We start from the raw sequence: 26,387 nt of genomic DNA on the forward strand, positions 1-26,387 counted from the left end.
CGCTCAGTGGGCGCGGACCGCGACGACCGTGTACGGCGTGGTGGCGGTCGGTGGTGTGGTGAACCGGGCGTTGGGCAGGTAGAGCCGGCCCAACGCCGCGGCGACGGTGGTGGGCACGTCGAAGTTCGGGTCGGTGATGGTGCCGGTGCGGGTTCCGGCGGTGCCGGCGGGGTTGAGCCGGACCACGGCGATCAGGTTGAGGCGGTTCTGCACGACGTAGAGGGTGCGGCCGAGCAGCAACAGTCCGTCACCGTTGGTGAAGGTGTGCCCCGGCACGTCCACGACGGTGCTCGCGCCGGTCGCCGGGTCGACCCGGTACAGCGTGCCGGTGGTGGACTGGACGACGATCAGCGCCCGGCCGTCCGGTGTGGTGGTGACGCCGTTGAGGTTGACGCCGGTGCCGACCTGCTCGTACGCGCCGGTCAGGGTGATCGTGGTGACGGCGTCGGCGGGCGGCAGCGACCCACCGCGACCGAACGGCAGCCGGTAGAGCACCGGCCGGTTCGAGTCGGTGAAGTACGCGGCGTCGCGGGTCAGGATCACGTCGTTGACGAACGTCGGGGCGGTGGCGAGCTGATAGCGGGCCAGCACCTCGCCGGTGCGGGTGTCGAGCACGCGGGCGTCGCCGGCCGTGCCGCCGGAGATGAACAGCCGGCCACGGGCGTCGACCTTGAGACCGAGCGACGGGGTGCCGGTGGCCGCGCCGATCGTCGTGCTCCGGCCGGTGACCAGGTCGACGCGCTGGATGGCGCCGGTCGCGCGGGAGCCGAAGTAGGCGTACCGGCCGGCGGTGGCGATGCCCTCGGGCTGGAACCCGTCGGGGAGGGCGAGGACGGCCGGTGGCCGCCCGGCGGGGTGCGCCTGCGCCGGCGCGACGGCGACGGTGGCCAGCATGGCGGCGGTCAACGCGCCGACGAGTGTGGTGCGCAGGGGGCGGTTCACTGTGCTCCTTCCGGGCGGAAGCGGCACGAGCCGACACGTCCGCCACGTTCACTGGGGCCAGGACCCTCCCCACTGTACGGCCGCTGCCGGGCGCCCGCCCGGCGTCACCGGCGCGGCCTTCGGGTGACCGCGCCGGTGAGCCCGGGGGTGGGGCGGATGTCAGGCGTTGCGGACGAGCCTCCACCGGTTGTCCGCGCTGCCGTTGTCGGAATCCTGCACGGCCTGCGCTCCCCAGGCGGTCGACCCGTTCAGGATTCCCAGCAGCTTGTTGCTGTTGACGTTGCGGATCTTGTAGGAGCCGTCGCCGTTGTCCACGAGGATCCAGCGGTGGTCGGCGGTGCCGTTGTCGGCCCACTGCAGGACCCGGGCGTTGTCCGCTGTGGACATGTTCTCCACGCCCAGGACCTTGCCGCTGTGGACGTTGCGGAACCGCACCGCGTTGCCGTCGGTCACCATCACCCAGTTGTGGTCGGCGGTGCCGCTGTCGCCCCACTGCACGGCCAGCCCGCCGTCGGCGGTGGACATGTTCTGCACGCCGAGGACCAGGCCGGTGCCGACGTTCACCAGGCGGTAGCTGCCGCCGGTGCTGCCGCCGCCGTTGGTGTTCCAGTAGACCGTGTAGTTGTAGCCGTGGGCGTCGTAGAACGGGGCGAGGTTGACGGTGGACCCGTTGGCGCTGGCGGTGAACGCGAGCGAGCTGGTGCTGGTACGCGCGATCGAGGAGACGGTCAGTGCGGGCAGGGCGCTGAGCGCGGTGTTGCCGTAGTTGCCGGCCAGCACTGTCGGGCCGTACGTGACGGCGGCGACCGAGGCGTTGTCGTTGGCGGCCCGCATGGCGACCTGCATCGGCAGTCGCACGGTGAGGGTGTCGCCGGCGGCCCAGGTGCGGGTGACGGTGGCGTAGCTGCCGGGGGTGGTGGCGACGTTCTGCACAGTGCCGTTGACGGTGATCGTCGCGCCGCTGGTCCAGGACGGGATCCGCACCCGGATGCTCCACGAGCCGCTCATCGTCCCCGACAGGGTCAGGGTGCTGGTGTCGCTGACCGGGTAGCTGGTGCTCTGGGTGACGGTGATGCCGCGCTGCGTCCAGTTGAGCACCGACGGGGTGAACAGGTTCACGCTCAGGGTGGTGCCGTTGTAGAAGTAGATGGAGTCCATCAGCCTGGTGTTGATCTCCAGGCCGGTGCCCTGGCAGCACCAGAACGAGTTGTAGTCGGTGCTCCAGGTGCCGCCGCCCCAGGCCGGGCCCACCCCGCGACGCCCGCCCGGGCGCAGCGGGGTGAAGTAGGTGATGTGGCCGTGGCTGTCGGCCGGGTTCTGCCCGCCGATCAGGTGGTTGATCAGGGCGCGCTCGTAGAAGTCGAAGTAGTCGGTCCGGTTCGGGTCGAGCAGCCACAACTCCCTGGTCAGCTTGAGCATGTTGAACGTGTTGCACTGCTCGCAGGTGTCGTTGCTGAGGTAGCCGGCGATCGCGTTCGGCGCCCGGAAGTGCTCCGCCTGGCTGTTGCCGCCGATGGCGTAGGTGTGCGCGCCGACGGTGATGTTCCAGGCGTTGCTGGCGATGTCCCGGTACCGGGTGGTCCCGGTGGCCTTGTACTCGCGGGCCGCGCCGATCCACTTGGGCACCTGCGTGTTGGCGTGCAACCCGTTGAGCTGGTCCTGGTTGGCCGCGAGGGGGTTGAACACGGCGGCGTGGTCGAACCGCTGGGCGGTGGTGAGCCAGCGGGAGTCGCCGGTCTGCTGGTAGATGTCGGTGAGCACGTCGTTCATGCCACCGAACTCGGTGCCCAGCATCGACTGCATCTGGCTGGAGCTCAGTCGGCTCGTGCGGCTGTCGACCCAGCCGGCGAGGGCCAGCAGCACGGTTCGGGCCTGGGTGTTTCCGGTGTAGCGCCAGACGTCGAGCAGCCCGGCGAGGGTCTTGTGGATGCAGTAGTACGGCACGTTGCCGTTGGACAGCGTCCGGGCCTCGAGCGCGGTGAAGTCGGACTCCGGGAAGCCGGAGAGGTAACCCGCGCCGAACCCGGCGGCGGAGTTGTTGGCCTGGCACTTGGCCAGCTCGGCCACCATGTAGTTGGCCTTGTCCCGGCAGGTGGTGTCGCCCAGCACCGCGTACGCGTACGCCCAGGCGCTCAGGAAGTGCCCCTGCATGTGGGTCCGGAACGGGAAGTTCGGCGCGTCCCAGCCGCCGTTGGTGGCGGCGCCGTTGGTGGAGAGCCGGTGGTTGGCCCGGAAGTTGTAGAGCATCCGGTCGACGTCGACGAACCGGAGGTAGTTGAGCGTGCGATTCTGGTTGTCCATCCACCGGCCTGCGGTAAGTCGGACCTGACCGGGGTCGAACGGGTACGCCGAGACGCCGATGTCGGAGCGGGCCGGGGGCACGATGGCGGCGGACGCGCTCCCGGGCGCGACGGCGGCGCCGGTCGCGGAGAGCACCACTGTGGCTCCGGCGGCCTGAAGCAGGTGGCGGCGGCTGAGGGGCGGGGGTGGCATGGGGAACCTCCAGGTGGCCGGTATGTCGGGGCCGCCATCGATGGCGGCGGGGTCGTCGGCGGTGAACTGCCGACGACGGGTGCGGTGCGGGTGGTGGGGACGCGGTCGCTGTGGACGCCGGGTGCCCACCCCTGACGCTTATCGCGGCACATCGATGTGATCGCTAACATAGTTCGTCGTTAACATGCCCGCAACCCCCGGATCGACCCGCCGGCCCGTCCGTGCGGCGACCTGGCCCGGAGGTGTCGGGCTGGAGGACCGCAAAGGTCCGAAACGGACACCGGCTGGGCGTCGGGCCAGCAAAATGTGACCCTGTGTGACGGATGACGATGGATGAAGAGCGGGTGCCCGGCCGTTGACGCCCGCCGTGTCGCTCAGTACGGTGCATCGTAAATCTTGGATGTCAACGTCGATACATCAATGCTGCGATGTGGTTACGACGGTCATCCCGCGTCTCGCAAAATTCCAGGTCAGACGGGGAGGGAGGCGTCCGACAACAGCTGTTAACGCTAACACGGCCGCCGGTCGTGCTGCTCGGCGTGCGGACAGCAGAGTCCGTTCGGGCGGCAGCCAGGACAGCGGTGGCGCGTCGAGGCGGACATCGCGCACGGCACACTCTCTGTGGGAGTAATCGTGAAGGTGCAAGATCGAACCACCACCCGGGGCAGGCGCGCCATCGCCTGGCTGGCGAGCATGGCCTGCGTCCTCGCCCTGACCCCGGGCACGGCCACTGCCGACAATCCCATCGTCCAGCACATCTACACCGCTGACCCGGCGCCGATGGTGCACGACGGTCGGGTGTACCTCTACACCGGCCACGACGAGGACGGCTCGACGTACTTCACCATGCGGGAGTGGCGGGTGTTCTCGTCGGCGGACATGGTGAACTGGACCGATCACGGCTCGCCGATGAGTTTGGCGACGTTCGCGTGGGCGGATGCCAACGCGTGGGCCGGGCAGGTCATCGCGCGTAACGGGAAGTTCTACTGGTACGTGCCGGTGCGCCAGCGCTCGAACGGGCAGATGGTCATCGGGGTGGCGGTGGCGGACAGCCCGACCGGGCCGTTCCGTGACGCGCTCGGCCGACCCCTGGTCGGCAACAACGAGATCGACCCGCACGCGTTCATCGACGACGACGGGCAGGCGTACCTGTACTGGGGAAACCCGGGATTGTGGTACGTGAGGTTGAACCCGGACATGATCTCGTTCTCCGGCAGCGCCACCCGGATTCCGTTGACGACGGCGGGGTTCGGTACCCGTACCGGCAACGCGAGTCGGCCGACGTTGTACGAGGAGGGGCCGTGGGTGTTCAAGCGCAACGGCCTGTACTACAACGTGTTCGCCGCGGAGTGCTGCTCGGAGTTCCTCGCGTACTCGACGGCGACCGGGCCGACCGGGCCGTGGACGTACCGGGGAACGATCATGCCGAGGCAGGGGGCGAGTTTCACCAACCACGCCGGGGTTATCGATTTCCAGGGCGGGTCGTACTTCTTCTATCACAACGGGGCCCTACCCGGCGGTGGCGGTTACACCCGGTCGGTCGCGGTGGAGAAGTTCACCTACAACAGCAACGGCACGTTCCCGACGATCAACATGACCACCACCGGCGCGCCGCAGATCGGCACGTTGAACCCGTACGTGCGCCAGGAGGCCGAGACGATCGCCTGGGGTGCGGGGATCGAGACGGAGGCGTCCAGCGAGGGCGGGATGAACGTCGGCTGGATCGAGAACGGCGACTACATCAAGGTCAAAGGCGTCGCGTTCGGCGCCGGCGCGACAGCGTTCAGCGCCCGGGTCGCCTCGGCCACCAGCGGCGGCCGGATCGAGGTACGCCTCGACAGCGCCACCGGCCCGACCGTGGGCACCTGCACCGTCGGCGGCACCGGCGGCTGGCAAACCTGGACCACCACCACCTGCGCGGTCAGCGGCGCCACCGGCACCCACGACCTCTACCTCCGCCTCGCCGGCGGCAGCGGCAACCTCTTCAACATCAACTGGTGGCAGTTCAGCGGCACCGCGGGTAGCGCCAACCTGCTCACCAACGGCGACGTGGAGAACGGCACCACGGGCTGGGGTGTGCACGGCAGCGGAACGCTCGCCCGGAACACCACCGTCGCGCACGGCGGCGGCGGGTCGTTGTCGATCACCGGCCGCACCGGCGCGTGGAACGGTCCCGGTCAGGACGTGACCGCCCGGCTCACCAACGGCAAGAGCTACACCACCAACGTCTGGGTACGCGCACAGAGCGGCACCCCGTCGGCGAAGGCGACCCTGTCGCTGACCGCCGGCGGCACGACGAGCTATCTCCAGTTGACCCCCGCGGTGGGGGTGACCGTCAACGGCTGGACGCTGCTCACGGGCACCACCACCGTGTCGTGGAGCGGCACGCTGTCCAATGCCACCTTCTACGTGGAGACGGCGCAGGGCACCGACAGCTTCCTCGTCGACGACGCCTCGTTCCAGTGACGGGCGCTGCCGGAGCCGTCCTCCTGCGGCTCCGGCAGCACGCCGACGCGCCCCGCCGGCCCGACCGCGGTGACCCGGCCTCGGCCCGGCCCGTTACGACTTGACGAACGGCATGTTATCGCTCACAGTCGATGGTTGAGGGCGGCCGCACCTGTGGTTCACCGGGCGAACCTGCTGTGGCCCCTCGGAACGCGACGTCCGCCCAGGGCATGCCGGACGTCGGTTCAGGATTCCCCGCACTGCTTCCGCGACGGCGACCGTTGCTGTCGTCTCCGATGTCGCATGAGCAGATTCGGGCGCTGCGCTTCCATCACCGCACCACCACAGAGAAGGAATCCGGATGAATCACAAAAGAGCCCTGCGAGCGGCGGTGACCATCGCAGTCACCGGCGTTCTCGCCGCCGGGATGACGGTGGCACTGACCTCCACGGCCAGCGCCGGCACGACCCTGGGGGCCTCGGCGGCGGAGAAGGGTCGCTACTTCGGGGCCGCTGTCGCGACGGGCAAGCTGTCCACCAGTGTCTACACGACGATCCTGAACCGTGAGTTCAACAGTGTCGTGGCCGAGAACGAGATGAAGTGGGATGCCACCGAGCCGCAGCAGGGTCGGTTCAGCTACACCGGTGGTGATCGCCTGGTCAGTCACGCCCAGGCCAACGGCATGAGCGTTCGGGGTCACGCGTTGCTGTGGCACCAGCAGGAGCCGGGCTGGGCGCAGGGTATGTCGGGCAGCGCGTTGCGCAGCGCGATGATCAACCACGTGACCCAGGTGGCGACGCACTTCCGCGGCAAGATCTACGCCTGGGACGTGGTGAACGAGGCGTTCGCTGACGGTGGTTCGGGTGGGCGGCGTGACTCGAACCTGCAGCGTACGGGCAATGACTGGATCGAGGCGGCGTTCCGGGCGGCGCGGGCGGCGGATCCGGGTGCGAAGTTGTGTTACAACGACTACAACACCGACGGGATCAACGCGAAGTCGACGGGGATCTACAACATGGTGCGGGACTTCAAGTCCCGTGGTGTGCCGATCGACTGTGTGGGGTTCCAGTCGCACCTGGGCACCTCGCTGGCCGGTGACTACCAGGCCAACCTGCAGCGTTTCGCCGACCTCGGTGTGGACGTGCAGATCACCGAGCTGGACGTGATGACCGGCGGCAACCAGGCGAACATCTTCGGTGCGGTCACCCGCGCCTGCATGAACGTCTCCCGCTGCACCGGCATCACGGTGTGGGGTGTGCGCGACTGTGACTCGTGGCGTGGCTCGGACAACGCCCTGCTGTTCGACTGCAACGGCAACAAGAAGGCCGCGTACACCAACGTCCTGAACGCCCTCAACGCCGGGACCGGCATCCCGACGACCCCGCCGCCCACGACCCCGCCGCCCACCGACCCGCCGCCCACCACCCCGCCGCCGGGGACCGGGGGATGCTCGGCATCGGTGTCGCTGAACACGTGGACCGGTGGATTCGTGGCCACCGTGAAGGTCACCGCCGGCTCCGCCGGGACGAGCGGCTGGAACGTCAGCCTCACGCTTCCCAGTGGTGCGAGTGTCACCAACACCTGGAGCGCGACGGCCAGTGGCTCCACCGGCACGGTGCGGTTCGCCAACGTGGACTACAACGGTCGGCTCGGCGCGGGCCAGGTCACCGAGTTCGGTTTCCAGGGCAACGGCAGTGGGGCCGGCATGACGCCCACCTGCACCGCGTCCTGAGACTGACTGACTGACCGCACGCGTCGGCCGGTGTGCGGGACCGATCCTGGTCCTGCGCACCGGCCGACGTCGTGTCCGGACGAACAGATCGATCAGGAGTACGGAAGCCGCAGCACCGACTGGTTGCCGATGCCCACGGTGCTCGGGTTGTTGCCGATCGCCGACCACACCTCCACCCGGACCGTGCCGTTGCTCAGCGTGCCCAACGTGCCGGTGGCCGAGGAGAGGCCGGCGTTCTGGGTGTAGTGCTCGTAGCCGGGAACCGGGTCGGTGGCGAAGTAGCGTGACGTCTCCACCCGCTCCCAGCTGCCGTTGCCGGTGAGGTCGTAGGAGATCCGCACCTGTACCCCGTTGCCGACCGCCGTCCCGGCGTCCACGAACAGGTCGAACGCCGTCTGCCCGCCGGTGTAGGCCAGGTTGAGACCGGTCGCCGTGAAGACCTGGGCGTTGGTGGGCGTACCGTCGTGGTTCCCGTTCGCCGCCGCGACCGTCGTGGTGGCCGCGCTACCGGCGGCGGCCAACCCACCACCCGGCAACAGGTACCGCGTCGGGTTGCCCGGGGTCGGCGGCGGCGTGGTCGTCGGCGGGGGGTCCGTCGGCGTCGTCGGGGGGACGCCACCGGCCGCGTTGCCACCACTCCAGGTGTACGCCCCGGTGGTTGCCGTCTTGCCGGCTCCCACGGTGAGGGCGGTGCCGTTGGAGAACGTCACAGTGATCGGTGTCGCCGTCGGGTTCGACGCCACGTAGGTGCGGGCCCCGTTGCGGGAGAAGACCGCCGACAGCGGGTGGTTGCCGGTCACGGTGGTGTCGACATTGCCCAGGGCCGCGAGGTTGCGGATCCAGTGGAAGGTGTGTGCCCGGCTCTCGCCCTCCTCCGGGGTGTAGCCCGGGTTCGCGCGCAGGTTCGCCAGCGCCGCGTCGGGGTCGCCGAGGGCCTGGAACTGCCAGAGGATGTCCTGCCACACCGTCGGTTGTCCGCCGTTGTTGCGGACCAGTTCGGCGTAGTTGGTCCGCACGTACGCCGGGTTGTTGCCCAGGTAGAGGTGGCCGCCGGTGACCGGGAGCAGGTTGATGCCCTGGATCATCTCCGGCTCGGCGCTGAACCAGGTGGCGTACGCGCCGCCGTCGCCCCAGACCATGCCGACCGTCGAGTGACCGAACGCGCTGGGGAAGTTCTGGTCGCTGACGTCGAACCAGTACTCCTGGATGGCCGCGGCCTGCGTGGTGTAGAGGAAGACGCCGGCGTCCCGGACGGCGGTGTTGCCGGTCGTCTGCCCCCACTGGATCAGGGCGCTGGCGAAGTTCATCCCCTCCGACGAGGACTCCTGGTTGTTGCCGGAGCCGAAGGAGCCGTGCCCGGACGCCCAGTCGTGACCGGCGTAGATGTCGAAGTCCCGCAGGTACGGGAACTGGGTGTCGTCGCGGCGGTAGTTGTTGGCGTCCCGGATCAGCAGGTCGACCATGCCGCCGTAGCGGCTGGTGGCCGCCCAGGCCGGGTCGAACTTCGCCAGGGTCGCGGCGGCGGCGATGTAGTAGCCGTAGTGGAAGTGATGGTCGTTGAGCTCCTGGTCGGAGCCGTACGACGCCGGGTACCCGATCAGGGTGCCCCAGTTGTTGTCGTAGTAGAAGACCCGGCTGGTCTTGCCGCTGGACGCGGTGAACCAGTCGGTGAGCGTGCTGCGGATCGCGTTCAGCGCGCTGTCGCGCGTCGTGATGTCGTTGACCTGGTCGGCGATCTCGGCGATCCGCGCGGCGCGGCCCAGCCCCTTGCCGGTCCAGTAGGTGTCGTTGCCGCGTTGGTCCATCGGGTTGGCGCGGGTGGCAGCCAGGTGCCCGGTGAGCGTCGACAGGTCGGCGCCGCTGCCGTCACCGACGGCCGGCAACTCCGGCAGGATGCCCTGGAACTTCATGGCGGTGCGGAACTGGTTGACGCCGGTGAGCACCTTCATCCGGCCACGCGCCGACGGATAGGTCGGTGTGATCGCGGTGGAGCCGCTCAGCGACTTCCACTGGTGCGGGTAGAGGCTGACCACGGTCTGCGTGGCGGTGCCCTCCCGGGCGGTCGTGGTGAACGCGTACGTGGTGGTCAGGCCGCTGGTCGCCGGGTTGTACGCGTACGACACCTGGGTGCCGGTGACGTGGGCGTGCGCGTACTGGCCGTAGGTGGCGGCCAGGCTGGCGCGCTCGGTGGTGCTCGACGTCGGCGGCAGGAGGGCGACCGAGAAGTAACCGCGACCGGCCAGCGTGGATGAGATCCGGCCGGACGCCACTGTCCAGCTGGCGCCGCTGGGGGCGAACCCGACGTAGTCGTGGCCGTTGACCCGGAAGCCGATGGTGGCGCCGCTGTTGGACCAGACGTCGGGGGTGCCGGCCGTGCTGATCTGCGCGTTTCCGCCGGTGGTCTGGAAGTAGGCGAAGGGCAGGCCGTGGCCGATGGTCGCGCGCATGGTGCGCGTGCCGTCGCTCCAGTGCGGGCTGACCGTCCAGTCCGTCCAGCCGTCGACCTTGACCAGTGGCGCGGCGAGCCCGGCCACACCGACCCTGATGTCCTGCACGTACGGGTAGTGGAACTCGCCGACGCCGGTGGCGGTGCCGCTGATCGCGGGCGTGGAGTTGGCGGAGAAGCCGAGCCCGTCGCCGAAGGTGTCGTACGAGATCGGGTGGGCGTGCAGCGGCTCGCTGAAGGAACAGTCGGTGCGCTTCCACAGCAGCGAGGACCACCAGTCGTTGGTGGGTATCGGCCCGGACGGCGCGTTGGCGGTGGCGAACTGCCGGGGGTTGCTGGACATCGCCCCGCAGCCGCTGGGGAGCGGGCCGACCGGGGTGGTGGTGTAGCTGCCGGCGCCGACGGGGGCGGCTTCGGCCGCGTCGGTCACCGGGATGGCGAGGCCGCCGACGGCCAGGGCCAGCGCGGTGGCGGCGGCCAGGGCCCACCGGCGGTGGGGAACGGGAGGTTTCATCGTGCCTCCATCGCGCGCGCCGGTTGCGGCCCTCGCCGGGTCCAGCGCGTTGCGTCTGATTTGGGGGGAAGGTCGGGTGAGAGAGCGCTCTCTCGGTCACGGTAGTGGAGCATTGAGATCCACGTCAATGTGTCGAACGCGTTGCGTGCTGATGTCGCTATTTGCCGGCGCCCGCGGTGTCGCCCAGTAACGCGTCCGGCACGCGCATCCGCCACGCGTCCGTCACCAACTCGGTCAACCGGTCGACGTCGACCGCCGCCAGACGCAGCAACACCAGGGGTAGACCGTCGTAGCCGGGCGTGGTGAAGAAGACCTCGGGCTCCCCGAGCAGGAGCGCCTGCTTCTCGGCCTCGTCACCGACGAACAGCACCGCGATGTCGAGCCGGATCACCCGCGGCTTGCCCGGTCTGCGCTCCGGATAGGACCAGACGAAGCCCTTGTCGGCCACCCGGAAGTCGAAACCGTCGCTGGCGATCTCCACAGTGTGCGGCAGGGCCAGCGCCACCCGGCGTACGTCGTCAGCGTCAGCCACCGGACCCCCTCGCACCGCCCACCATCCGCACGTGCCGAGATTACTCGGTGGGCAGCGCGACGGCCGTCGCCCCGACGATGGCCCGTTCGCCGCTCTCCTGGACATAGCCGACCGCGCTGGCGTCGCGCGGATCGAGATCGGGCGGTGTCGCCAGCTCGACCTGCCCCCGCTCGGCGTCCAGGACCACCGACCTGAAGGCGCGGACGACGTTGTCCTGCCGCAGCGTCCGCCCGGCGTTCTCGCCCCGGGCGATGTCGCTGTCCAGGCCCCGCTGCACCACCGCCACGTTCAACACCGCGCCCGCCGGCGGCTGGTCGGTGCGGTAGTCCACCAGCACCCGGTCGCCGCCGAAGCCGGCGACGGAGAGCGTCAGCGCGGTGGTGGCCCTCGAGGACATGGCGGACATGATCGTGCTGGCCGCCCGGCGGCGGTCCGAACCGACGAACTCGACGCTGCCGTTGACGACCATCTGCGGGGTGTAGAGACCCCTGGTGCCGAACGCCCGGGCGTACGCCTCCTGACGCGCGGTGTACGCCGGGTCCGCGAACTGGTCGGGCCACCCCAGGTTGTCCCAGTAGTCGACGTGGAACCCGAGGGCGAAGACGTTCTGTCCGTGCGCCCGGGCGTCGCGTTCGATCTCGCTCAGCAACTCCTCGGCCGGAGGGCAACTGTTGCAGCCCTGGGACGTGAACATCTCGACGACGGCGAAGCCGCCGTCCGTCGACGCGTTCGTCATGGTGGCGTGTCTCCTCCCACGGTGCTCCCGGCGGGCGTCGTGTCCCCGTTTCGGGGTGCTCCCGGCGGGCGTCGTGTCCCCGTTTCGGGCGCGACGATGCGCGTGACGTCGCCCTTCGCTGCCGGCCTCGCGGCGGGGGCCGTCGGCGCGGGTGGTTGGATGGCACTGTGCAGTTCACCGTGACAGACGCGCCGACGCGGGAGCGTTTCGAGGCGCGCGACGAGGCGGGCGCGGTCGCCGGGTTCGTCACCTACCAGCTGACCGGCTCGATCATCGCCTACACCCACACCGAGGTCGATCCGGCGTACGAGGGCAGGGGCGTCGGGTCGACGCTGGCGCGGGCGGTGCTGGACGACGCGCGGAGCAAGGGCCGGACCGTTGTGCCGATCTGTCCGTTCCTCGCCGACTGGCTGGTCAAGCACCCGGGGTACGAGGACATCGTGGTCCGCACCACCCGCAAGATCAAATAGAACGCGCGCAGCGCGTGCCGCCGGACCCGGAGATGCTCACGGGCCTGGTGTCCAGCCTCGCGATCCAACGGGTCAGCGGTCCCGCCGAGGCCATCGCGTTCCTGGCCAGCCCCGCGGCCTCGTACATCACCGGCGCCGTGCTTGACTCCAACGGCGGATACACCGCCTGAGCCCGCCCCTTCGCAGCCCCGCCGGGAGACCGAACGATGACCACCGCCACCTTCCGTGCCCTGCACCACGACCGTGCCGCCGGTGACCCGCTCGTCCTGCCAGGCCCCTGGGACGCGGCCAGTGCCCGGGTACTCGCCGACGCCGGTTACCCGGCGCTCGCGACCCCGAGCGCGGGTGTCGCCGCGTCGCTCGGCTACGAGGACGGCGCGACCCCGCCGGACGAGATGTTCGCGGCGGTCGCGCGCATCGTCCGCGCCGTCTCCGTCCCCGTGTCCGCCGACGTCGAGGGTGGTTACGGCCTGGCCCCTCGTGAGTTGGTCGGGCGACTGGTGGAGGCCGGTGCCGTCGGCTGCAACCTGGAGGACTCGGACGGGCACGGCACCCTGAAGGATCCGCGGCGGCACGCGGACTGGCTGGCCGAGGTGCGGGCGGAGGCGGGGGAGGAGCTCTTCATCAACGCGCGCGTCGACACGTTCCTGGTCGGGACGGGTGACCCCGTCGAGGCGATGGAACGCGCCCGCCTCTACGTGGCGGCCGGAGCCGACTGCGTCTACCCGATCCTGGCCCCGCCGCAGCTGCTCCCGCAGCTGCGGGAGGGCATCTCCGGCCCGATCAACATGGTCGCCGGCCCGGACCGGGAGTCGGTGGCCGAGCTGGGCCGGCAGGGCGCGACCCGCATCACCTTCGGCCCGGCGATGCAGCGGTACGCGATGGCGTCGATCGGCGACCTCGCCGCCGAGCTGCGGGCCTGAGGCTCGACGCCACCCGCGCTCCGCCGGTCCGGCCCAGCCCGCCACCGCTCCGGCGCGGCTGCGCGACTCCTCACGCGCGGCCGTTCACGCGGCCGCTGCCGTTCGCAAGATCACGCAACATCCTGGATGTAGTCGCATCCGCCCGCGCCCGACACCCCTACATCCAGGATCGAGCACGATCTTGGGGTGGGCGACGTCGGTTGCCGGGGTCGGGCGGTTGGCGCGGTTCCCACGATGCCGAGTCGATCACCGGTGCGGCCGGCGTCGGAGGGTGGTTCGGCAGCTACGGCCGAGCCCCCGGCGCGCCGTCCTGGTGGACGGCTGCCGGGGGCTCGAATGCAGACGATCAGGCCTGGTTGCCGTTCGGCAGCACGGCGGCCATCTCGTCGACGGCTCCGGCGAGCACCCGGGCCTGCTGCGGCCAGGTGGCCAGACCAGGTGCGGCGCGCAGGCCGGCGGCCCGGATCAGGTCGCGCAGCGCCGGCTCGTCCAACTCGCCGAGCTGGCCGTACGTGCGCACGCCAGCGTCCTGCAACGCCGCCGCCATCTTCGGCCCGATCCCCTGGATCCGGCGGAAGTCGTCGGCCGGGCCCGTCGGGTCGGCGTCGACGCTGCTGACCGCCGTGTCGGAGGACGGCCGGACCGGCGGGGCCGCCGCGGTGGTCGGCCGGACCGGAGGCGTCGCCACCGCCGACCGCTCGGGTTCCTCACTGGCATCCGCCGGCCCGGCCACGGAGCCCGCGCTCACCGACTCGGCGTGCGTCGGCTCGGCGTGCAGGGAGTCGGCGTGCGTCGGCTCAGCAACCGAAGGGTCGGCCGGCACCGCTGCGGACGTCGGGTCGACCGCCGTGGCCTTGGTCGCCTCATCGTCGGCCGGGTCGGCCGCAACCGGTGCGGCGTCGGCCGGGGTGGCCGCAACCGGCGTGTCGTCGGCCGGGGTGGCCGCAACCGGTGCGTCGTCGGCCGGCGTCACATCGTTCGGCGTCGAGTCGATCGGCGCGTCGTCGGCTGGCGCGGCTGCCGGCGCACCATCGGTCCGGGTCGCGTCGAGCGGCGAGTCGGCGGACGGGAGGTCGTCCGCGGGCTGGCGCGGAGCGACCACTGCCGCCGGGGCCGGCTGCTCGTCGGCGCTGACCGGCTCGGCGGCCGCTTGCACGGCCGGCTCCGGTCGCGGCTCAGCGGCGTCGGGCTGCTCGGCGGCAGGTACGGACGGCGGGTCCTCGGTCAGCGCCATGTCCGCCGGGTCGACGCCGCTCGGGGCGTCCGCCGGCACGGGCACCGGGGTGGGACCGTCCGGTTCGGTCGTCGCTGCCGGCGCGCTGACCGTGTCGACCGGTACCGGCTCGTCGGCGACGGCGGTGGGTGCCGGGTCGACGGCGGCCGCCGGCACCGCCTCGTCGGTGGTGGCAGCCGGCGTGGGCGTGGAGATCACGGCCAGGCCGGCGACGGGGTCACCATCCACAATCGAATTGCCCGGTACGCCCCGCCGGCCGCGCAGCAGCCAACCGGCGGCCAGGCCCAGCAACAGTGCCAGTACCACTATCAGCGAGTGTCCGAAAGACCACGCCACGGCGAACCTCCCTCTCAGCTCGTTGGAAAAGTCACGAGAAAAACTCGCCGCAGCTTCGCACACGCGTATTGCCGACGACAGACAGGATCGGTCGTCAGCGTCGCGGGTGGGCCAGCCACCTCAGCCGGTGCCTGCCGGGTGACACAGAGTCGCCCGATCGCACCGGAACCGCAGCCGATGAGACCGGGGCGGGCGTGCGGCGGGCCACCCATCGGTCGGTCGGGTGGTGCGCGCCGGACACGACGAGACCCGGGCCCGGCGGGGAGGCCGAGCCCGGGTCGGGCAGAACCGGGTTCAGTCCCGGTCGCCCTCGTAGGTGTGGAAGTCGTCGACGAACCGGCGCCGCAGCCGTGGCACCCGGCTGGTCACTCCGAAGTAGCCGCGCGCGCCGAGCAGCGCGAGCCGGCCCACCACCGGCCGGTACATCCGGTCGTCGCCGTTGGTGCCGCTGCGGTTCAACGATTCGGCGACCCGCGCGAAGCCGTACGGCGCCATCACCGCCTCGTAGTCGGCGACCGCCTGGACCAGGGTCTTGTCGCCGGCGGTGGCGCGGCTGAGCTGCTCGCAGAGCAGCCGGGCGTCGCGCAGCGCGGTGTTCGCGCCCACACCGCGACCAGGGGTCATGGTGTGGATGGCGTCACCGAGCATGGTGACGGTGCTGCTCTTCCAGGGCGGCACCGGCTCGGACGTGGACACTTTGATGGGCAGGGCGCTGGCCGGGTCCGCGTGGGTGAGCAGTTCCCGCAGGTGCGGGTGCCAGTTCGCGGTGAGGTCCAGGGCGACCTGCACCAACTCCTGGCCGCGGCGTTGCATGACGTCGGCCGGGAACCGGTTGGCCGCGCTCCAGATGATCAGATTGATGTTGTCGGTGGTGGTGTCGTGGGCCAGGCCGGGCCAGGTGCGCAGCAGGGCGGCGTCGGCCTCGCTGACGCCGGGCTTGATCGCCCGTTCGGCGTCCCACTTGAACTCCATGACGTGCAGCACGCCCATCATCCCGCCGACTCCGAAGATCAGCGAGATGCCCTGCTGGACCCGCTCCGGAATGAGACTGCGGGTGTGCGGGGTCAGCGGAACCCGGGTGGCGATGTTGATCGTCCCGGCGTCGCGGGTGACGGCGTGCGGCAGGTACTGGCGGCGTACGGCGGAATGGGTGCCGTCGGCCGCCACCAGCAGGTCGCCGGTGGCGGTGCTGCCGTCGGCGAAGTGTGCGGTGACAGTGCCGTCGTCGCGCTGCTCGTACCGGGTGAAGGTCTTGTCGAAGTGCACCACGTCCTCCAGGCCGGTCAGCAGCACCTGGCGCAGCACCATCCGGGCCACCGAGTGTTCGGTGCGCACCGGGTCGTCGCTCGGCCGCAGCGCGAACGACGCGGTCTGGCGCAGCCCCTGGGTGACCACGTTGAAGTAGTGCGGCGGACGGGCGCAGGTGGCCAGGAAGGTGGCGAACAGCTCCGGGGGCAGACACTCCCGCAGCGCCCGGCTACCGGTGGGGCCGATGCCGACCCGGTAGCCGAGCAGCCCCTCGGCGCGGTCGCGGTGTCGTTCGTAGACGGCGACAGTGATCCCGGCGCGGCGCAGGCCGTGCGCCAGGCACAACCCGCCCGTGCCCGCGCCGATGATCAGGACATGCGGCGGCGCGGCGGACATGTCAGCCGGCCGGGTGCGCGGCGGGTGCCTCGGTGCTGGCTGGGCGCGCCGTCGGTGCGGCGGTGCTGGCTGGGCGCGCCATTGGCGCGTCGGTGTTGGCTGGGCGCGCCGTTGGCGCGTCGGTGTTGGCTGGGCGCGCCGTTGGCGCGTCGGTGGCGTCCCAGCGGTAGAAGCAGCTCGCGATCGCGTCCCGGGGCGAGCGCCAGGTCGGCAGGTACGGCGACGTGTGCGCGGAGAGTCGTTCGTTGACCTGCTGGAAGAGCGGGTGGTTGCGGGCCGCCGCGAGCGCGTCCGGGTCAACGTCGTCCGAGGTCTCCAGCAGGTGTACGCACAGGTCGTGCAGGCAGTACAGGGATCGGTGCGTGACACCGGTCAGGCTGGGGAGTTCGGTGGCGTCGGATTCGGCGAAGATCTGCGCGACCCGCCCCTCCGCTCCCGGGATGATCCGACTGACGATCAGTAGACGACTCATGGGACCCCTTCCGCCGGTGGCCTGCCCGACCCTCCCGGGTCGGTGCCACGTGCTCTGTGCGCCCACCGTGCCGCAGCGCCTGTCACGTCACCGTCACGTCCGCCGACCGGCTGGTGACGGACGGTCGGTGACGGCGGCGCGGCTGGCCTGGCGGATCGGGGCGAGGGTGTCGTCGAGCAGGGCGCTCATGGCCGGGCTCGGTTCCAGCCGCAGTTCCCGGCGCAGCAGGTCCCGGTAGACGTAGAAGGCGTGCACGGCTTCGAACGCGTTGCCCTCGGCCAGGTGGATGCGCACCACCAGCCGGTGGGGCGTCTCCCGTAGCGGCTCGGCGGCCATCGCCTCCAGCGCGGCTTCGAGGGCCTCACCATGGCGTCCCGCGGCCAGGTGGTACCCGGCCACCTGTTCCAGCATGTGCAGGCGGAGTTGGCGCAGGCGCTCCCGGTCCAGCAGCACCCAGTCGTCGTACCAGCCGGGGAGCAGGTCGTGCCGCCCGGCGGCGAGCGCCCCGGCCGCGGTGCGGGGGTCGTCGCCGTCGCGGACCCGGGCCGCGGTGCCGACCAGGTCGTCCACGTCGAGCCGGACCGCCGGGCCGAGGCGGACGGTGTCGCCGGCCACTGTCATCGGGCAGCACGGGTCCTGTCGGAGCCGCCACAGGGCGGTGCGCAGCGAGGACAGCGCCCGTTCCTCCGACGCGTCCGGCCAGAGCAGGCCGGCGAGCTGACTGCGGGTGGCACCGGGGCGGAGCCCGATCAGCGCTATCACCCGTTGCAGCCCGCGCGGCACCACGACCGGCACCGCCTCGCGGAGGAGTCGGAAGCCTCCGAGCAGGTGCAGGGACACGCCCTCCTCGGGCGGGTCTCCGGCGGTCGGCACGGACGGATCAGCGGCCACGGCGGCACCCCCTGCGGAACGCTCGTCCCGACTGTCTGCTGTGTCCCGGATCGGTTGCCCGCGACGCCACTGTCGACCCGCCGATCACGGCGCGGCCGGGCGCGGCCCCGCCCGCCGAGTCGCCGGGCTGACCAAGCTGAAGATTATCAATGATGGTCACGGTGGGTCAACGTCGCAGTGGTCGTTCTATTCGCGACAGTCAACCCGAGATCGGTTCTGAACTGCACAAACATTGGCGGGCTACGCGTGGCGGACACATAGCTGATGCACAGGTTGCGTCAACGCAGCGTCACCGTCATGCGTCGATGGCCGGCCCGGCGCGGTGACGCCGCCGTGACGAGGATCGGCGCATCGTGTCGGCAGTCGTCCAGCGCGTCCGGGGCCACCCGTCGCCGGCCGGACGCTGTGGGGGGAGGCCCAGCATGGACCGATCGCTGATCATCGCGAAGGTCGATCCGACCGCCGAGGAGCGGGTCGCCGAGATCTTCGCCGAGTCGGACAGTACGGAACTGCCGCACCTGGTCGGCGTCCGGCACCGCTCGCTGTACCGACTGCACGACCTCTATGTGCACCTGCTCGAGACCGCGCAGCCGACGGAGGGTGCGGTGGAGGCCGCCCGTGGCCACCCCGAGTTCATCAGGGTCAGTGACCGGTTGCGTCCGTACGTGTCGCCGTACCTGCCGACGTGGCGCTCACCGCGCGACGCGATGGCCCGGTGCTTCTACCGGTTCGACGCCCCGGACACCGGGCGGCGGTCGTGACGGCCACCGCGCCGCGCGACGAGCAGCTCTGGTCCCGATGCGCCGGCTGCGCCAGCCTGCTCTACCGCAAACGGCTGCGGCGCAACCTCGACGTCTGCCCCGAGTGCGGGGAGCACGCCCGACTCGGCGCGCCGGAACGCCTGCGCCAACTGGTCGACCCGGGCTCGCTGCGCCCGCTGCCCGACCAGCTGCCGGAGGCCGACCCCATCGACTTCGTCGACGTGCTGCCGTACCGGCACCGGCTCACCGGCGCCCGGGCCAGCACCGGCCTGGCCGAGGGGGTCGTCTGTGCCACGGCCACCATCGGTGGGCACCCGGTGGCCCTGGCGGTGATGGACTTCCGCTTCCTCGGCGGCAGCCTGGGGTGCGCGGTGGGCGAGCTGATCACCCGGGCGGCCGAACGGGCGCTGGACGATCGCATCCCACTCGTCCTGGTCACCGCCTCCGGTGGGGCGCGGATGCAGGAGGGTGCGCTGTCGTTGATGCAGATGGCCTCCGTCAGCCAGGCCATCGCCGCGCTGCGCGAGGCGGGGCTGCTCACCGTGAGCGTCCTCACCGACCCGACCTACGGCGGGGTGGCCGCCTCGTTCGCCACCAACACCGATCTGGTGCTCGCCGAGAGCGGCGCGCGGATGGGCTTCGCCGGCCCCCGGGTGATCCGCCAGACCACCGGGCGGGCCCTGCCGGAGGGCTTCCAGACGGCCGACTTCCTGCTGCGACACGGGCAGGTCGACATGGTGGTGCAGCGCCGGTCGCTGCGCGGACGGCTGGTGGCGCTGCTCGCCGCGACCCGCGCCGGGCGTCCGGCGCGCACGCCCGTACCCCGGCAGGAGCTGGCGTCGCGCCACGAGCGCCTCGCCGACGACGGCGCGGCCCACCCGCGGCCGGCGGGCCCGCCCGTCGCCACCCCGACCCCCGCCGACCCCCCGGCGGTACGCGACGCGTGGGACACCGTCCGGATGGCCCGGCACCCCGGACGACCCACCACACTCGATTACCTGGACTCCGTCTTCGACGGGTTCGTGGAGCTGCACGGCGATCGGCTCGGCGCGGACTGCCCGGCCATCGTGGGTGGGGTGGCGCGGCTGGCCGGTCGGCACGTGATGGTCATCGGCCACCAGAAGGGGCACACCACCGCCGAGCTGGTCGCCCGCAACTTCGGCATGGCCAGCCCGGCCGGGCACCGCAAGGCGCTGCGGCTGATGCGCCTCGCGGCCCGGCTCGGTCTGCCGGTGGTCACCCTGGTGGACACCCCCGGGGCCGACCCCGGGGTGAGCGCCGAGGAGCAGGGCCAGGCCGCCGCCATCGCCGAGAACATCCTCACCCTCACCGTGCTGCCCACCCCCGTGCTCGCGGTGATCACCGGGGAGGGCGGCAGTGGCGGCGCGCTGGCACTGGCGGTGGCCGACCGGGTCCTGATGCTGGAGAACGCCGTCTACTCGGTGATCAGCCCCGAGGGGTGTGCGGCGATCCTCTGGCCGGACCGGTCCGCGGCGCCGCAGGCCGCCCGCGCGTTGCGACTGACCGCACCCGACCTGTGCCGGCTCGGGGTGGTCGACGAGGTCGTGTCGGAGCCGCCGACCGCCGCTCACGACGACCCGGCGGAGACCGCCCACCGGTTGCGCGCCGCCCTGCTGGCCAACCTCCTGCCGTTGCTGGACGTGCCCCCCGCCATGCTGGTCCGCCTGCGCCGGCAACGCTTCCGGCGGTTCGGCGCGTACCGCACCGGTGCCCGGGCGGTTCGGCGATGAGCGCCAGGGAGCCGGCGGTGTCGACTGTCGAGGCGTCCGACGACGTCGGGGCGGACGGCGAGGAGGCGCTGGCCGGGCTGCGCCGGCAGGCGCAGCACCTGATCGCCGAGCTGGCCGGGCCGGTGCGCCGGATCCGGCTGCGCAGCGGGCCGGCGGTGCTGGAGGTCGAGTGGCATCCCGAAGACGTGCCCCGTGCGCAGGTGCCCGCGGTACCGGCCCAGGCGGCGGCACCGACGCCCGTGCCGGGGCCCGGCGCCCCGCCCGCGGTGATCCGGCCGCCGGTGCCGGGACGCGCCGCGGTGCGGGCCCCGATCGTCGGCACCTTCTACCGGTCGCCGGAGCCCGGCGCGCGGCCGTTCGTCGCGGTCGGCGATCTGGTCCGGCCCGGTCAGCCGGTCGCCATCGTCGAGGCGATGAAGTTGATGAACGAGGTGACCGCCGACCGGGCCGGCCGGGTGGCAGCGATCCTCGTCGAGGACGGCCAGCCGGTCGAGTACGACCAGCCGCTCGTCGAACTGGACCCGGCATGACGACGCGGGGTGGTTGACCATGTTCGAGACCGTGCTGATCGCCAACCGGGGCGAGATCGCGCTGCGGGTGCTGCGCGCCTGCAAGGAACTCGGCGTGCGAACGGCGGTGGTCTACTCCGCGGCCGACGTCGACTCGCCGGCGGTCCGCCTCGCCGACCAGGCCGTCCGCATCGGACCCGCGTCGAGTCGGCGCAGCTACCTCAACGCCGCCGCCATCGTGGAGGCGGCCCGGCAGGTGGGCGCGCAGGCGGTGCACCCCGGCTACGGGTTCCTCTCCGAGGACGCCGACTTCGCCGAGATCTGCGCCGACAACGGGCTGACGTTCATCGGACCGCCGCCGGCGGTGATGACCGCGCTGGCCGACAAGTCCTCGGCCCGGGCCCTGATGAGCCGCGCCGGTCTGCCGCTGTCGCCGGGCAGCGTCGCGCCGGTGCCGACCGCCGCCGCGGCGGCCGAGGTGGCCGAGGCCGTCGGCTACCCGGTGATCGTGAAGGCCGCCGCCGGTGGCGGGGGCCGCGGGATGACAGTGGTGCGCACCCCGGGTGAGCTGCGCCGGGCGTACGCCCGCACGAGGGCCGCCGCGCAGGCCGCCTTCGGCGACGACCGGGTGTATGTCGAGCGGTACCTCACCGAGGCGCGCCACGTCGAGGTGCAGGTGCTCTGCGACGCCCACGGCAACGGCGTGCACCTGGGCACCCGGGACTGCTCGGTGCAACGGCGTCACCAGAAACTGGTCGAGGAGGCGCCCGCCCCGGCGCTGCCCGCCGCCGTCCTCGACACCATCGCCGAGACCGCACTGCGGGGTGCGCTCCAGGTCGGCTTCGTCGGCGCCGGCACCCTGGAGTTCCTTGTTGACACCGAGGAGAAGTTCCACTTCCTGGAGATCAACTGCCGGATCCAGGTGGAACATCCGGTCACCGAGATGGTCACCGGAATCGACCTGGTGCACGAGCAACTGCACATCGCCGCCGGGGTGCCGCTGCGCTGGCGTCAGGAGGAGATCCGCCTGCACGGCGTCGCGGTGGAGTGCCGGGTCAACACCGAGGACCCCGGACGCGACTTCGCCCCCACCCCCGGGCGGTTGGAGCGGTTCACGCCACCCGGCGGCCCGTTCACCAGGGTGGACACCCACGCCAGCGCCGGCTACCTGGTCGGCCCCTGGTACGACTCCCTGCTGGCCAAGGTGATCGTCTGGGCGCCCGACCGGGAGTTGGCCCTCAACCGGCTGGAACGTGCCCTGGACGAGTTCGATGTCGCCGGCCCGGGCGTGCACACCACCATCCCGTTCGTCCGGCGGGTGCTCGACGACGCCGCATTCCGCAAGGGCCGCTACACCACCGGCCTGGTCGACCGTCTGCTCGCCAAGCCGACAGGCCAGCCGACGGCCACCCCCGCACCGCGCACCGCGCCCGCCGCAGATCCCGACGCAACACACAGGAGGACCCGATGACCGTCACCCATGGTCGCCCGATGACCGCCGAGATCACCGACATCCTGGTGGCGCACTGCGGGCTGGACGCCGACGCCGCGGCCCGGGCGCCCGCGGCGTCTCTGGAGGAGTTGGGCATGGACTCACTCGCCCTGCTGGAGTTGTCCGCCGTGGTCGCCGACCGCTGGCAGGTGAGCATCCCCGAGCAGGCCGGGCAGTTGAGCATCCCGGCGGTCGCCGACCTGGTCGCCCGCCGCACCGACCCGCCCGGGCACACCGAGAACAGCGTGGTCATCGACGCGCCCCTCGGGCTGGTCTGGGAGGTCACCAACGACGTGGCGAACTGGACCGAGCTGTTCACCGAGTACGCCGTGGTGGACATCCTGCACCGTGAGGGTCACACGGTGCGGTTCCGGCTCACCATGTACCCCGACGAGAACGGGACGACCTGGAGCTGGGTCAGTGAACGCACCGCCGACCCGGTGAGCAGGCAGGTCCGGGCGCACCGGGTTGAGACCGGGCCGTTCGAGTACATGCGCATCCACTGGCGCTACACCGAGGAGGCCGGTGGCACCCGGATGACCTGGACGCAGGACTTCGCGATGAAGCCCACCGCGCCGGTCGACAACGCCGCGATGACCGAACGGATCAACACCAACAGCGTGATCCAACTCGCGGTGATCAAGGACCGGGTGGAGCGGATCGCCCGGCAGCGCGCCGACCAGGGCGTTTCGGTGGGCGACGGGTCGACGGAGGCCGACGATGAGTGACCTGAGCACCCGCCCGATCGCCGCCCGGGACGTCCCCGCCGACCGTCGGCGCGGCGGTGAGCTGCGGGTGCTGCTCGGCCCCCGCACCGTCGGCAGCACCTCGGGCTTCCTCGGGGTGGCCACCCTCGCGCCGGGGGAGCGGATCGCCGAGCACTACCACCCGTACAGCGAGGAGTTCCTCTACCTGGTGCGCGGCGCGATCACGGTGGACCTGGACGACCAACCGACGTTGCTGGCCGCCGGTGAAGGGCTGTTCGTTCCGGTCAATGTGCGGCACCGGCTGCGCAACACCGGCGTCGAACCGGCCGAGGTGGTCTTCCACCTGGGCCCGCTCGCCCCCCGCCCCGAGCTGGGCCACGTCGACACCGAACTGGTCGAACAGCGGGGCGGATCATGACTGGGCGCCGCACGGTGGTGACCGGGATCGGGGTGGTCGCCCCGGGCGGCGCCAGCCGGGACCGCTTCTGGAAGACCATCACCGAGGGGCGGACCGCCACCCGGCGGATCAGCTTCTTCGACCCGTCGGCGTTCCGGTCGCAGATCGCGGCGGAGTGCGACTTCGACCCGGTAGCGGCGGGGCTCAGCGAGACCGAGCGACGCCGGGCCGACCGGTACGTGCAGTTCGCGCTGGCCTGCTCCGCCGAGGCGGTGGCCGACGCCCAACTGGTGCTCACCGACGCGGAACGCGACCGGGCCGGGGTGGTGCTGGGCACCGCGGTGGGCGGCACGATGGCGTTGGAGCAGGAGTACGTCACAGTGAGCGAGCACGGCCGGCGCTGGCTGGTGGACGGGGCGCGCGGCGGCCCGTACCTCTATCAGGCGTTGGTGCCCAGCAGCCTTGCGGCGGACGTGGCCTGCCGGCACGGGTGGCACGGCCCGGCGCAGGTGGTGTCCACCGGTTGCACCTCCGGCATCGACGCCATCGGGTACGCCCATCAGATGATCGTGGACGGTGAGGCGGACGTGATGCTGGCCGGCGCGTCCGACTCGCCGATCTCGCCGGTCACCGTCGCCTCGTTCGACGCGATCAAGGCGACCAGTCCGGACAACGACGACCCGGCGCACGCCTCGCGCCCGTTCGACGCCGACCGGCACGGGTTCGTGCTGGCAGAGGGTGGGGCGGTGCTGGTGCTGGAGGAGGCCGGGCACGCCCGGCGGCGGGGGGCGCACATCTACTGCGAGGTGGCCGGCTACGCCAGCCGCAGCAACGGCTTCCACATGACCGGGCTGCGCCCGGACGGGTTGGAGATGGGCCTCGCCGTCACCGACGCGCTGCGGCAGGGTCGGATCCTGCCCGAGCAGGTCTCCTACATCAGCGCGCACGGCTCGGGCACCCGGCAGAACGACCGGCACGAGACGGCCGCGTTCAAGCGGGCGCTGGGCCAGGCCGCGTACCGGGTGCCGATCAGCTCGATCAAGTCGATGGTCGGGCACTCGCTCGGCGCGATCGGGTCGATCGAGATGGCCGCGTGCGCCCTCGCCATCGAGTTCGGTGTGGTGCCCCCGACGGCGAACTGGAGCACCCGGGACCCGGAGTGCGACCTGGACTACGTGCCCAACGAGGCCCGGGAGGTCCCGGTGGACGTGGCCCTTTCGGTGGGCAGCGGGTTCGGCGGTTTCCAGTCGGCGATGGTGTTCCGTCGGATGGTCGGCGCGGTGGCGGCGTGACGTCCCGGGCGGTGGTGACCGGCATCGGGGTGGTCGCGCCCAGCGGCATCGGCGCGGACGCGCACTGGCGTACGGTGCTCGCCGGCACCCGCCGGACCGGGCCGATCACCCTGTTCGACCCGTCCGGCTACCCGACCCGCTTCGGTGGGGAGGTGCCCGGGTTCACCGCCGACTCGTACGCCGACAGCCGGCAGCTGGTGCAGACCGACAGGTGGACCCACCTCGGGTTCGCCGCCACCCGGCTGGCGTTGGCCGACGCGGGCCTGCCCGAGCGGGCACCCGACCCGTACGGCTACGCGGTGACCCTGGCCAGCTCGTCCGGCGGCAACCTGTTCGGTCAGCGGGAGCTGCAGCGCCTGTGGGGCGGCACGTCACGCACGGTCGGGGCGTACCAGTCGATCGCCTGGTTCTACGCGGCCAGCGTCGGGCAGCTCTCCATCCACCACCAGTTCAAGGGCCCGAGCGGGGTGCTGGTCGCCGAGTCGGCCGGTGGGCTGGACAGCCTGGCGCACGCCGCCCGTGCGGTACGCCGGGGCACCCCGGTGGTGATCGCCGGGGCCACCGAGTGCCCGTTGAGCCCGTACGCGCTGGCCTGCCAGCTGCGTTCGGGGCTGCTCAGCGACGTCGCGGACCCGGAGCGGGCGTACCGGCCGTTCGACGCCACGGCCAGCGGCTATTTGCCGGCCGAGGGCGGAGCGGTGTTCGTGGTGGAGGAGCTGGGGCACGCCCTGGCCCGGGGTGCCCGGGTCTACGGCGAGGTGAGCGGGTGGGGGTCCACCCACGACGCCGCGCACACCACCGCCGACAGTGCCGGCAACCCGGCCCAGTACGCGCGCGCCATGCGCCTGGCCCTCGACCGGGCGGGTGTCGCCGCGGCCGGCATCGACGTGGTGCTGCCCGACGCGCTCGGGGTGCCCCGCTACGACCGCAGCGAGGCCGAGGCCCTGCGGGCCGTGTTCGCCGACCGGCCGCCGCCGGTGACCACCCAGAAACCGCTGACCGGTCGGGCGTACCAGGGCGGTTCGGCGTTGGACGTGGCCACCGCGCTGCTCGCCTTCGCCCACGACACGCTGCCCGCGTCGGCCGGCCCGGACGAGGTGGCCGAGGGCTGCGAGCTGGACTTCCTCCGGGAGCACCGCCGGCCGCGCAGCCGGCTCGCGCTGGTGTGCGCGCGGGGCTTCGACGGATTCAACAGCGCGCTGGTCCTGCGCGGGGCCGCGCCGATGAGGGGAGAGTCGTCATGACCGAGCAGCGGGCCCGGGTGGTCTTCCTGGTACGGGTGCCGGTGCCGCGCACCGAGGCGTTCCTCGCCGCGTACGAGCAGGTGCGGCACCTGGTCGCCGGTGGCGTGCCGGGGCACCTGGTCGACCAGGTGTGCCGTTCGTCGACCGACCCGGAGCAGTGGTTGATCACCAGTGAGTGGGCGACCCTGGCCGACTTCGAGAACTGGGAACGCAGCCCCGAACACCGGGACCTCGTCCGCCCGATGCGGGAGTGCTTCACCGACGCCCGTTCCCTGCGCTTCCACATCCACGCCCAAACCCCAGCCCTAACCTGACCGTCCGCGCCCCCACGGCTCGCCTTCCCGCGATCTTGCACTTGGTGTCGCGGCATAGGGGACATGCCACCCGTTTCGACAACCGAAAGTGCAAGATCGGCGCGGTGGGG

The 26,387-nt window shown here is 71.7% G+C and carries 22 protein-coding genes and 1 pseudogene; 14 read left to right on the forward strand and 9 right to left on the reverse strand.

All coding sequences use genetic code 11. The features are described from left to right. Window positions 1-3: 3 nt before the first annotated feature. Both KBX26_RS18140 and KBX26_RS18145 read right to left on the reverse strand, forming a co-directional pair. Window positions 4-942: an SMP-30/gluconolactonase/LRE family protein gene (locus KBX26_RS18140; RefSeq protein WP_210865940.1), complete on the reverse strand. Its 939-nt coding sequence runs from the start codon at window positions 940-942 to the stop codon at window positions 4-6. A gap of 159 nt (window positions 943-1,101) precedes the next feature. Next, entirely contained in the window at window positions 1,102-3,435 is a 2,334-nt protein-coding gene (locus tag KBX26_RS18145; RefSeq protein ID WP_030332948.1) for a beta-L-arabinofuranosidase domain-containing protein, read from the reverse strand. A gap of 633 nt (window positions 3,436-4,068) precedes the next feature. Between KBX26_RS18145 and KBX26_RS18150 the strand changes: the two genes are divergently transcribed. Further along, window positions 4,069-5,901 (forward strand): family 43 glycosylhydrolase, encoded by a 1,833-nt coding sequence (locus tag KBX26_RS18150; RefSeq protein WP_374224310.1) that lies wholly within the window; start codon window positions 4,069-4,071, stop codon window positions 5,899-5,901. 340 nt (window positions 5,902-6,241) lie between these two features. After that, window positions 6,242-7,612 (forward strand): endo-1,4-beta-xylanase, encoded by a 1,371-nt coding sequence (locus KBX26_RS18155; protein WP_210865941.1) that lies wholly within the window; start codon window positions 6,242-6,244, stop codon window positions 7,610-7,612. A 92-nt stretch (window positions 7,613-7,704) separates the two neighbouring features. Here KBX26_RS18155 and KBX26_RS18160 read toward each other — a convergent pair whose 3' ends face one another. The 3 genes from KBX26_RS18160 to KBX26_RS18170 all read right to left on the reverse strand — a co-directional run bounded on the left by KBX26_RS18160 (window position 7,705) and on the right by KBX26_RS18170 (window position 11,840). After that, a complete protein-coding gene (locus KBX26_RS18160) occupies window positions 7,705-10,572 on the reverse strand; it encodes a glycosyl hydrolase (RefSeq protein ID WP_210865942.1) in 2,868 nt (955 codons plus the stop codon). Window positions 10,573-10,729: 157 nt separating this feature from the next. Then, complete coding sequence (locus KBX26_RS18165) at window positions 10,730-11,104, reverse strand: MmcQ/YjbR family DNA-binding protein (protein ID WP_030332951.1); 375 nt, start codon at window positions 11,102-11,104, stop codon at window positions 10,730-10,732. A gap of 40 nt (window positions 11,105-11,144) precedes the next feature. Beyond that, complete coding sequence (locus KBX26_RS18170) at window positions 11,145-11,840, reverse strand: thioredoxin family protein (RefSeq protein WP_210865943.1); 696 nt, start codon at window positions 11,838-11,840, stop codon at window positions 11,145-11,147. A 167-nt stretch (window positions 11,841-12,007) separates the two neighbouring features. Here KBX26_RS18170 and KBX26_RS18175 point away from each other — a divergent pair, with 167 nt between their 5' ends. From KBX26_RS18175 to KBX26_RS18185, 3 genes are read left to right on the forward strand one after another with little or no spacing between them, the layout of a single operon-like run. Beyond that, window positions 12,008-12,310 (forward strand): GNAT family N-acetyltransferase, encoded by a 303-nt coding sequence (locus tag KBX26_RS18175; RefSeq protein ID WP_210865944.1) that lies wholly within the window; start codon window positions 12,008-12,010, stop codon window positions 12,308-12,310. 32 nt (window positions 12,311-12,342) lie between these two features. After that, on the forward strand, window positions 12,343-12,480 hold the full coding sequence (locus tag KBX26_RS18180) for an SDR family oxidoreductase (RefSeq protein WP_210862352.1): 138 nt from the start codon (window positions 12,343-12,345) through the stop codon (window positions 12,478-12,480). Between the two features lie 36 nt (window positions 12,481-12,516). Continuing rightward, window positions 12,517-13,233: an isocitrate lyase/phosphoenolpyruvate mutase family protein gene (locus tag KBX26_RS18185; RefSeq protein WP_210865945.1), complete on the forward strand. Its 717-nt coding sequence runs from the start codon at window positions 12,517-12,519 to the stop codon at window positions 13,231-13,233. 346 nt (window positions 13,234-13,579) lie between these two features. On the opposite strand, the gene KBX26_RS33240 is transcribed toward KBX26_RS18185, so the two are convergent. The 4 genes and pseudogenes from KBX26_RS33240 to KBX26_RS18205 form a co-directional block, all read right to left on the reverse strand. After that, window positions 13,580-14,803 carry a hypothetical protein gene (locus KBX26_RS33240; protein ID WP_210865946.1) on the reverse strand — a complete coding sequence of 408 codons (1,224 nt, stop codon included), beginning with the start codon at window positions 14,801-14,803 and terminating at the stop codon, window positions 13,580-13,582. 294 nt (window positions 14,804-15,097) lie between these two features. Next, entirely contained in the window at window positions 15,098-16,447 is a 1,350-nt protein-coding gene (locus tag KBX26_RS18195; RefSeq protein ID WP_210865947.1) for an NAD(P)/FAD-dependent oxidoreductase, read from the reverse strand. Window positions 16,448-16,592: 145 nt separating this feature from the next. Then, window positions 16,593-16,919, reverse strand: a pseudogene (locus KBX26_RS18200) (TcmI family type II polyketide cyclase); the annotation flags it as partial. Between the two features lie 93 nt (window positions 16,920-17,012). After that, window positions 17,013-17,810, reverse strand: coding sequence for a BTAD domain-containing putative transcriptional regulator (locus tag KBX26_RS18205; RefSeq protein ID WP_210865948.1), 798 nt, complete (start codon window positions 17,808-17,810; stop codon window positions 17,013-17,015). Between the two features lie 422 nt (window positions 17,811-18,232). Between KBX26_RS18205 and KBX26_RS18210 the strand changes: the two genes are divergently transcribed. Genes KBX26_RS18210 through KBX26_RS18250 form a run of 9 tightly spaced genes read left to right on the forward strand, consistent with a single transcriptional unit; the run spans window position 18,233 to window position 26,277 of the window. Further along, on the forward strand, window positions 18,233-18,571 hold the full coding sequence (locus KBX26_RS18210) for a TcmI family type II polyketide cyclase (protein WP_210861690.1): 339 nt from the start codon (window positions 18,233-18,235) through the stop codon (window positions 18,569-18,571). After that, on the forward strand, window positions 18,568-20,322 hold the full coding sequence (locus tag KBX26_RS18215) for an acetyl-CoA carboxylase carboxyltransferase subunit alpha (protein ID WP_210865949.1): 1,755 nt from the start codon (window positions 18,568-18,570) through the stop codon (window positions 20,320-20,322). The genes KBX26_RS18210 and KBX26_RS18215 overlap by 4 nt, the downstream gene beginning before the upstream one ends. After that, complete coding sequence (gene accB / locus KBX26_RS18220) at window positions 20,319-20,852, forward strand: acetyl-CoA carboxylase biotin carboxyl carrier protein (protein WP_210865950.1); 534 nt, start codon at window positions 20,319-20,321, stop codon at window positions 20,850-20,852. The genes KBX26_RS18215 and accB overlap by 4 nt, the downstream gene beginning before the upstream one ends. Before the next feature lie 19 nt (window positions 20,853-20,871). Further along, on the forward strand, window positions 20,872-22,302 hold the full coding sequence (locus tag KBX26_RS18225; protein WP_210865951.1) for an acetyl/propionyl/methylcrotonyl-CoA carboxylase subunit alpha: 1,431 nt from the start codon (window positions 20,872-20,874) through the stop codon (window positions 22,300-22,302). After that, window positions 22,299-23,051 (forward strand): SRPBCC family protein, encoded by a 753-nt coding sequence (locus KBX26_RS18230; RefSeq protein ID WP_210862849.1) that lies wholly within the window; start codon window positions 22,299-22,301, stop codon window positions 23,049-23,051. Before KBX26_RS18225 ends, KBX26_RS18230 begins: the two co-directional genes overlap by 4 nt. Beyond that, complete coding sequence (locus KBX26_RS18235) at window positions 23,044-23,448, forward strand: cupin domain-containing protein (RefSeq protein WP_030332975.1); 405 nt, start codon at window positions 23,044-23,046, stop codon at window positions 23,446-23,448. The genes KBX26_RS18230 and KBX26_RS18235 overlap by 8 nt, the downstream gene beginning before the upstream one ends. Continuing rightward, complete coding sequence (locus KBX26_RS18240; RefSeq protein ID WP_030332977.1) at window positions 23,445-24,719, forward strand: beta-ketoacyl synthase; 1,275 nt, start codon at window positions 23,445-23,447, stop codon at window positions 24,717-24,719. Before KBX26_RS18235 ends, KBX26_RS18240 begins: the two co-directional genes overlap by 4 nt. Continuing rightward, complete coding sequence (locus tag KBX26_RS18245) at window positions 24,716-25,963, forward strand: beta-ketoacyl synthase N-terminal-like domain-containing protein (protein ID WP_210865952.1); 1,248 nt, start codon at window positions 24,716-24,718, stop codon at window positions 25,961-25,963. Before KBX26_RS18240 ends, KBX26_RS18245 begins: the two co-directional genes overlap by 4 nt. Further along, window positions 25,960-26,277 (forward strand): antibiotic biosynthesis monooxygenase, encoded by a 318-nt coding sequence (locus KBX26_RS18250; RefSeq protein ID WP_210865953.1) that lies wholly within the window; start codon window positions 25,960-25,962, stop codon window positions 26,275-26,277. The genes KBX26_RS18245 and KBX26_RS18250 overlap by 4 nt, the downstream gene beginning before the upstream one ends. The last annotated feature ends 110 nt before the right edge of the window (window positions 26,278-26,387 follow it).

Origin of the sequence: Micromonospora sp. C97 (assembly GCF_018070385.1) — a bacterium.
In the GTDB taxonomy this organism is placed as follows: domain Bacteria; phylum Actinomycetota; class Actinomycetes; order Mycobacteriales; family Micromonosporaceae; genus Micromonospora; species Micromonospora parva.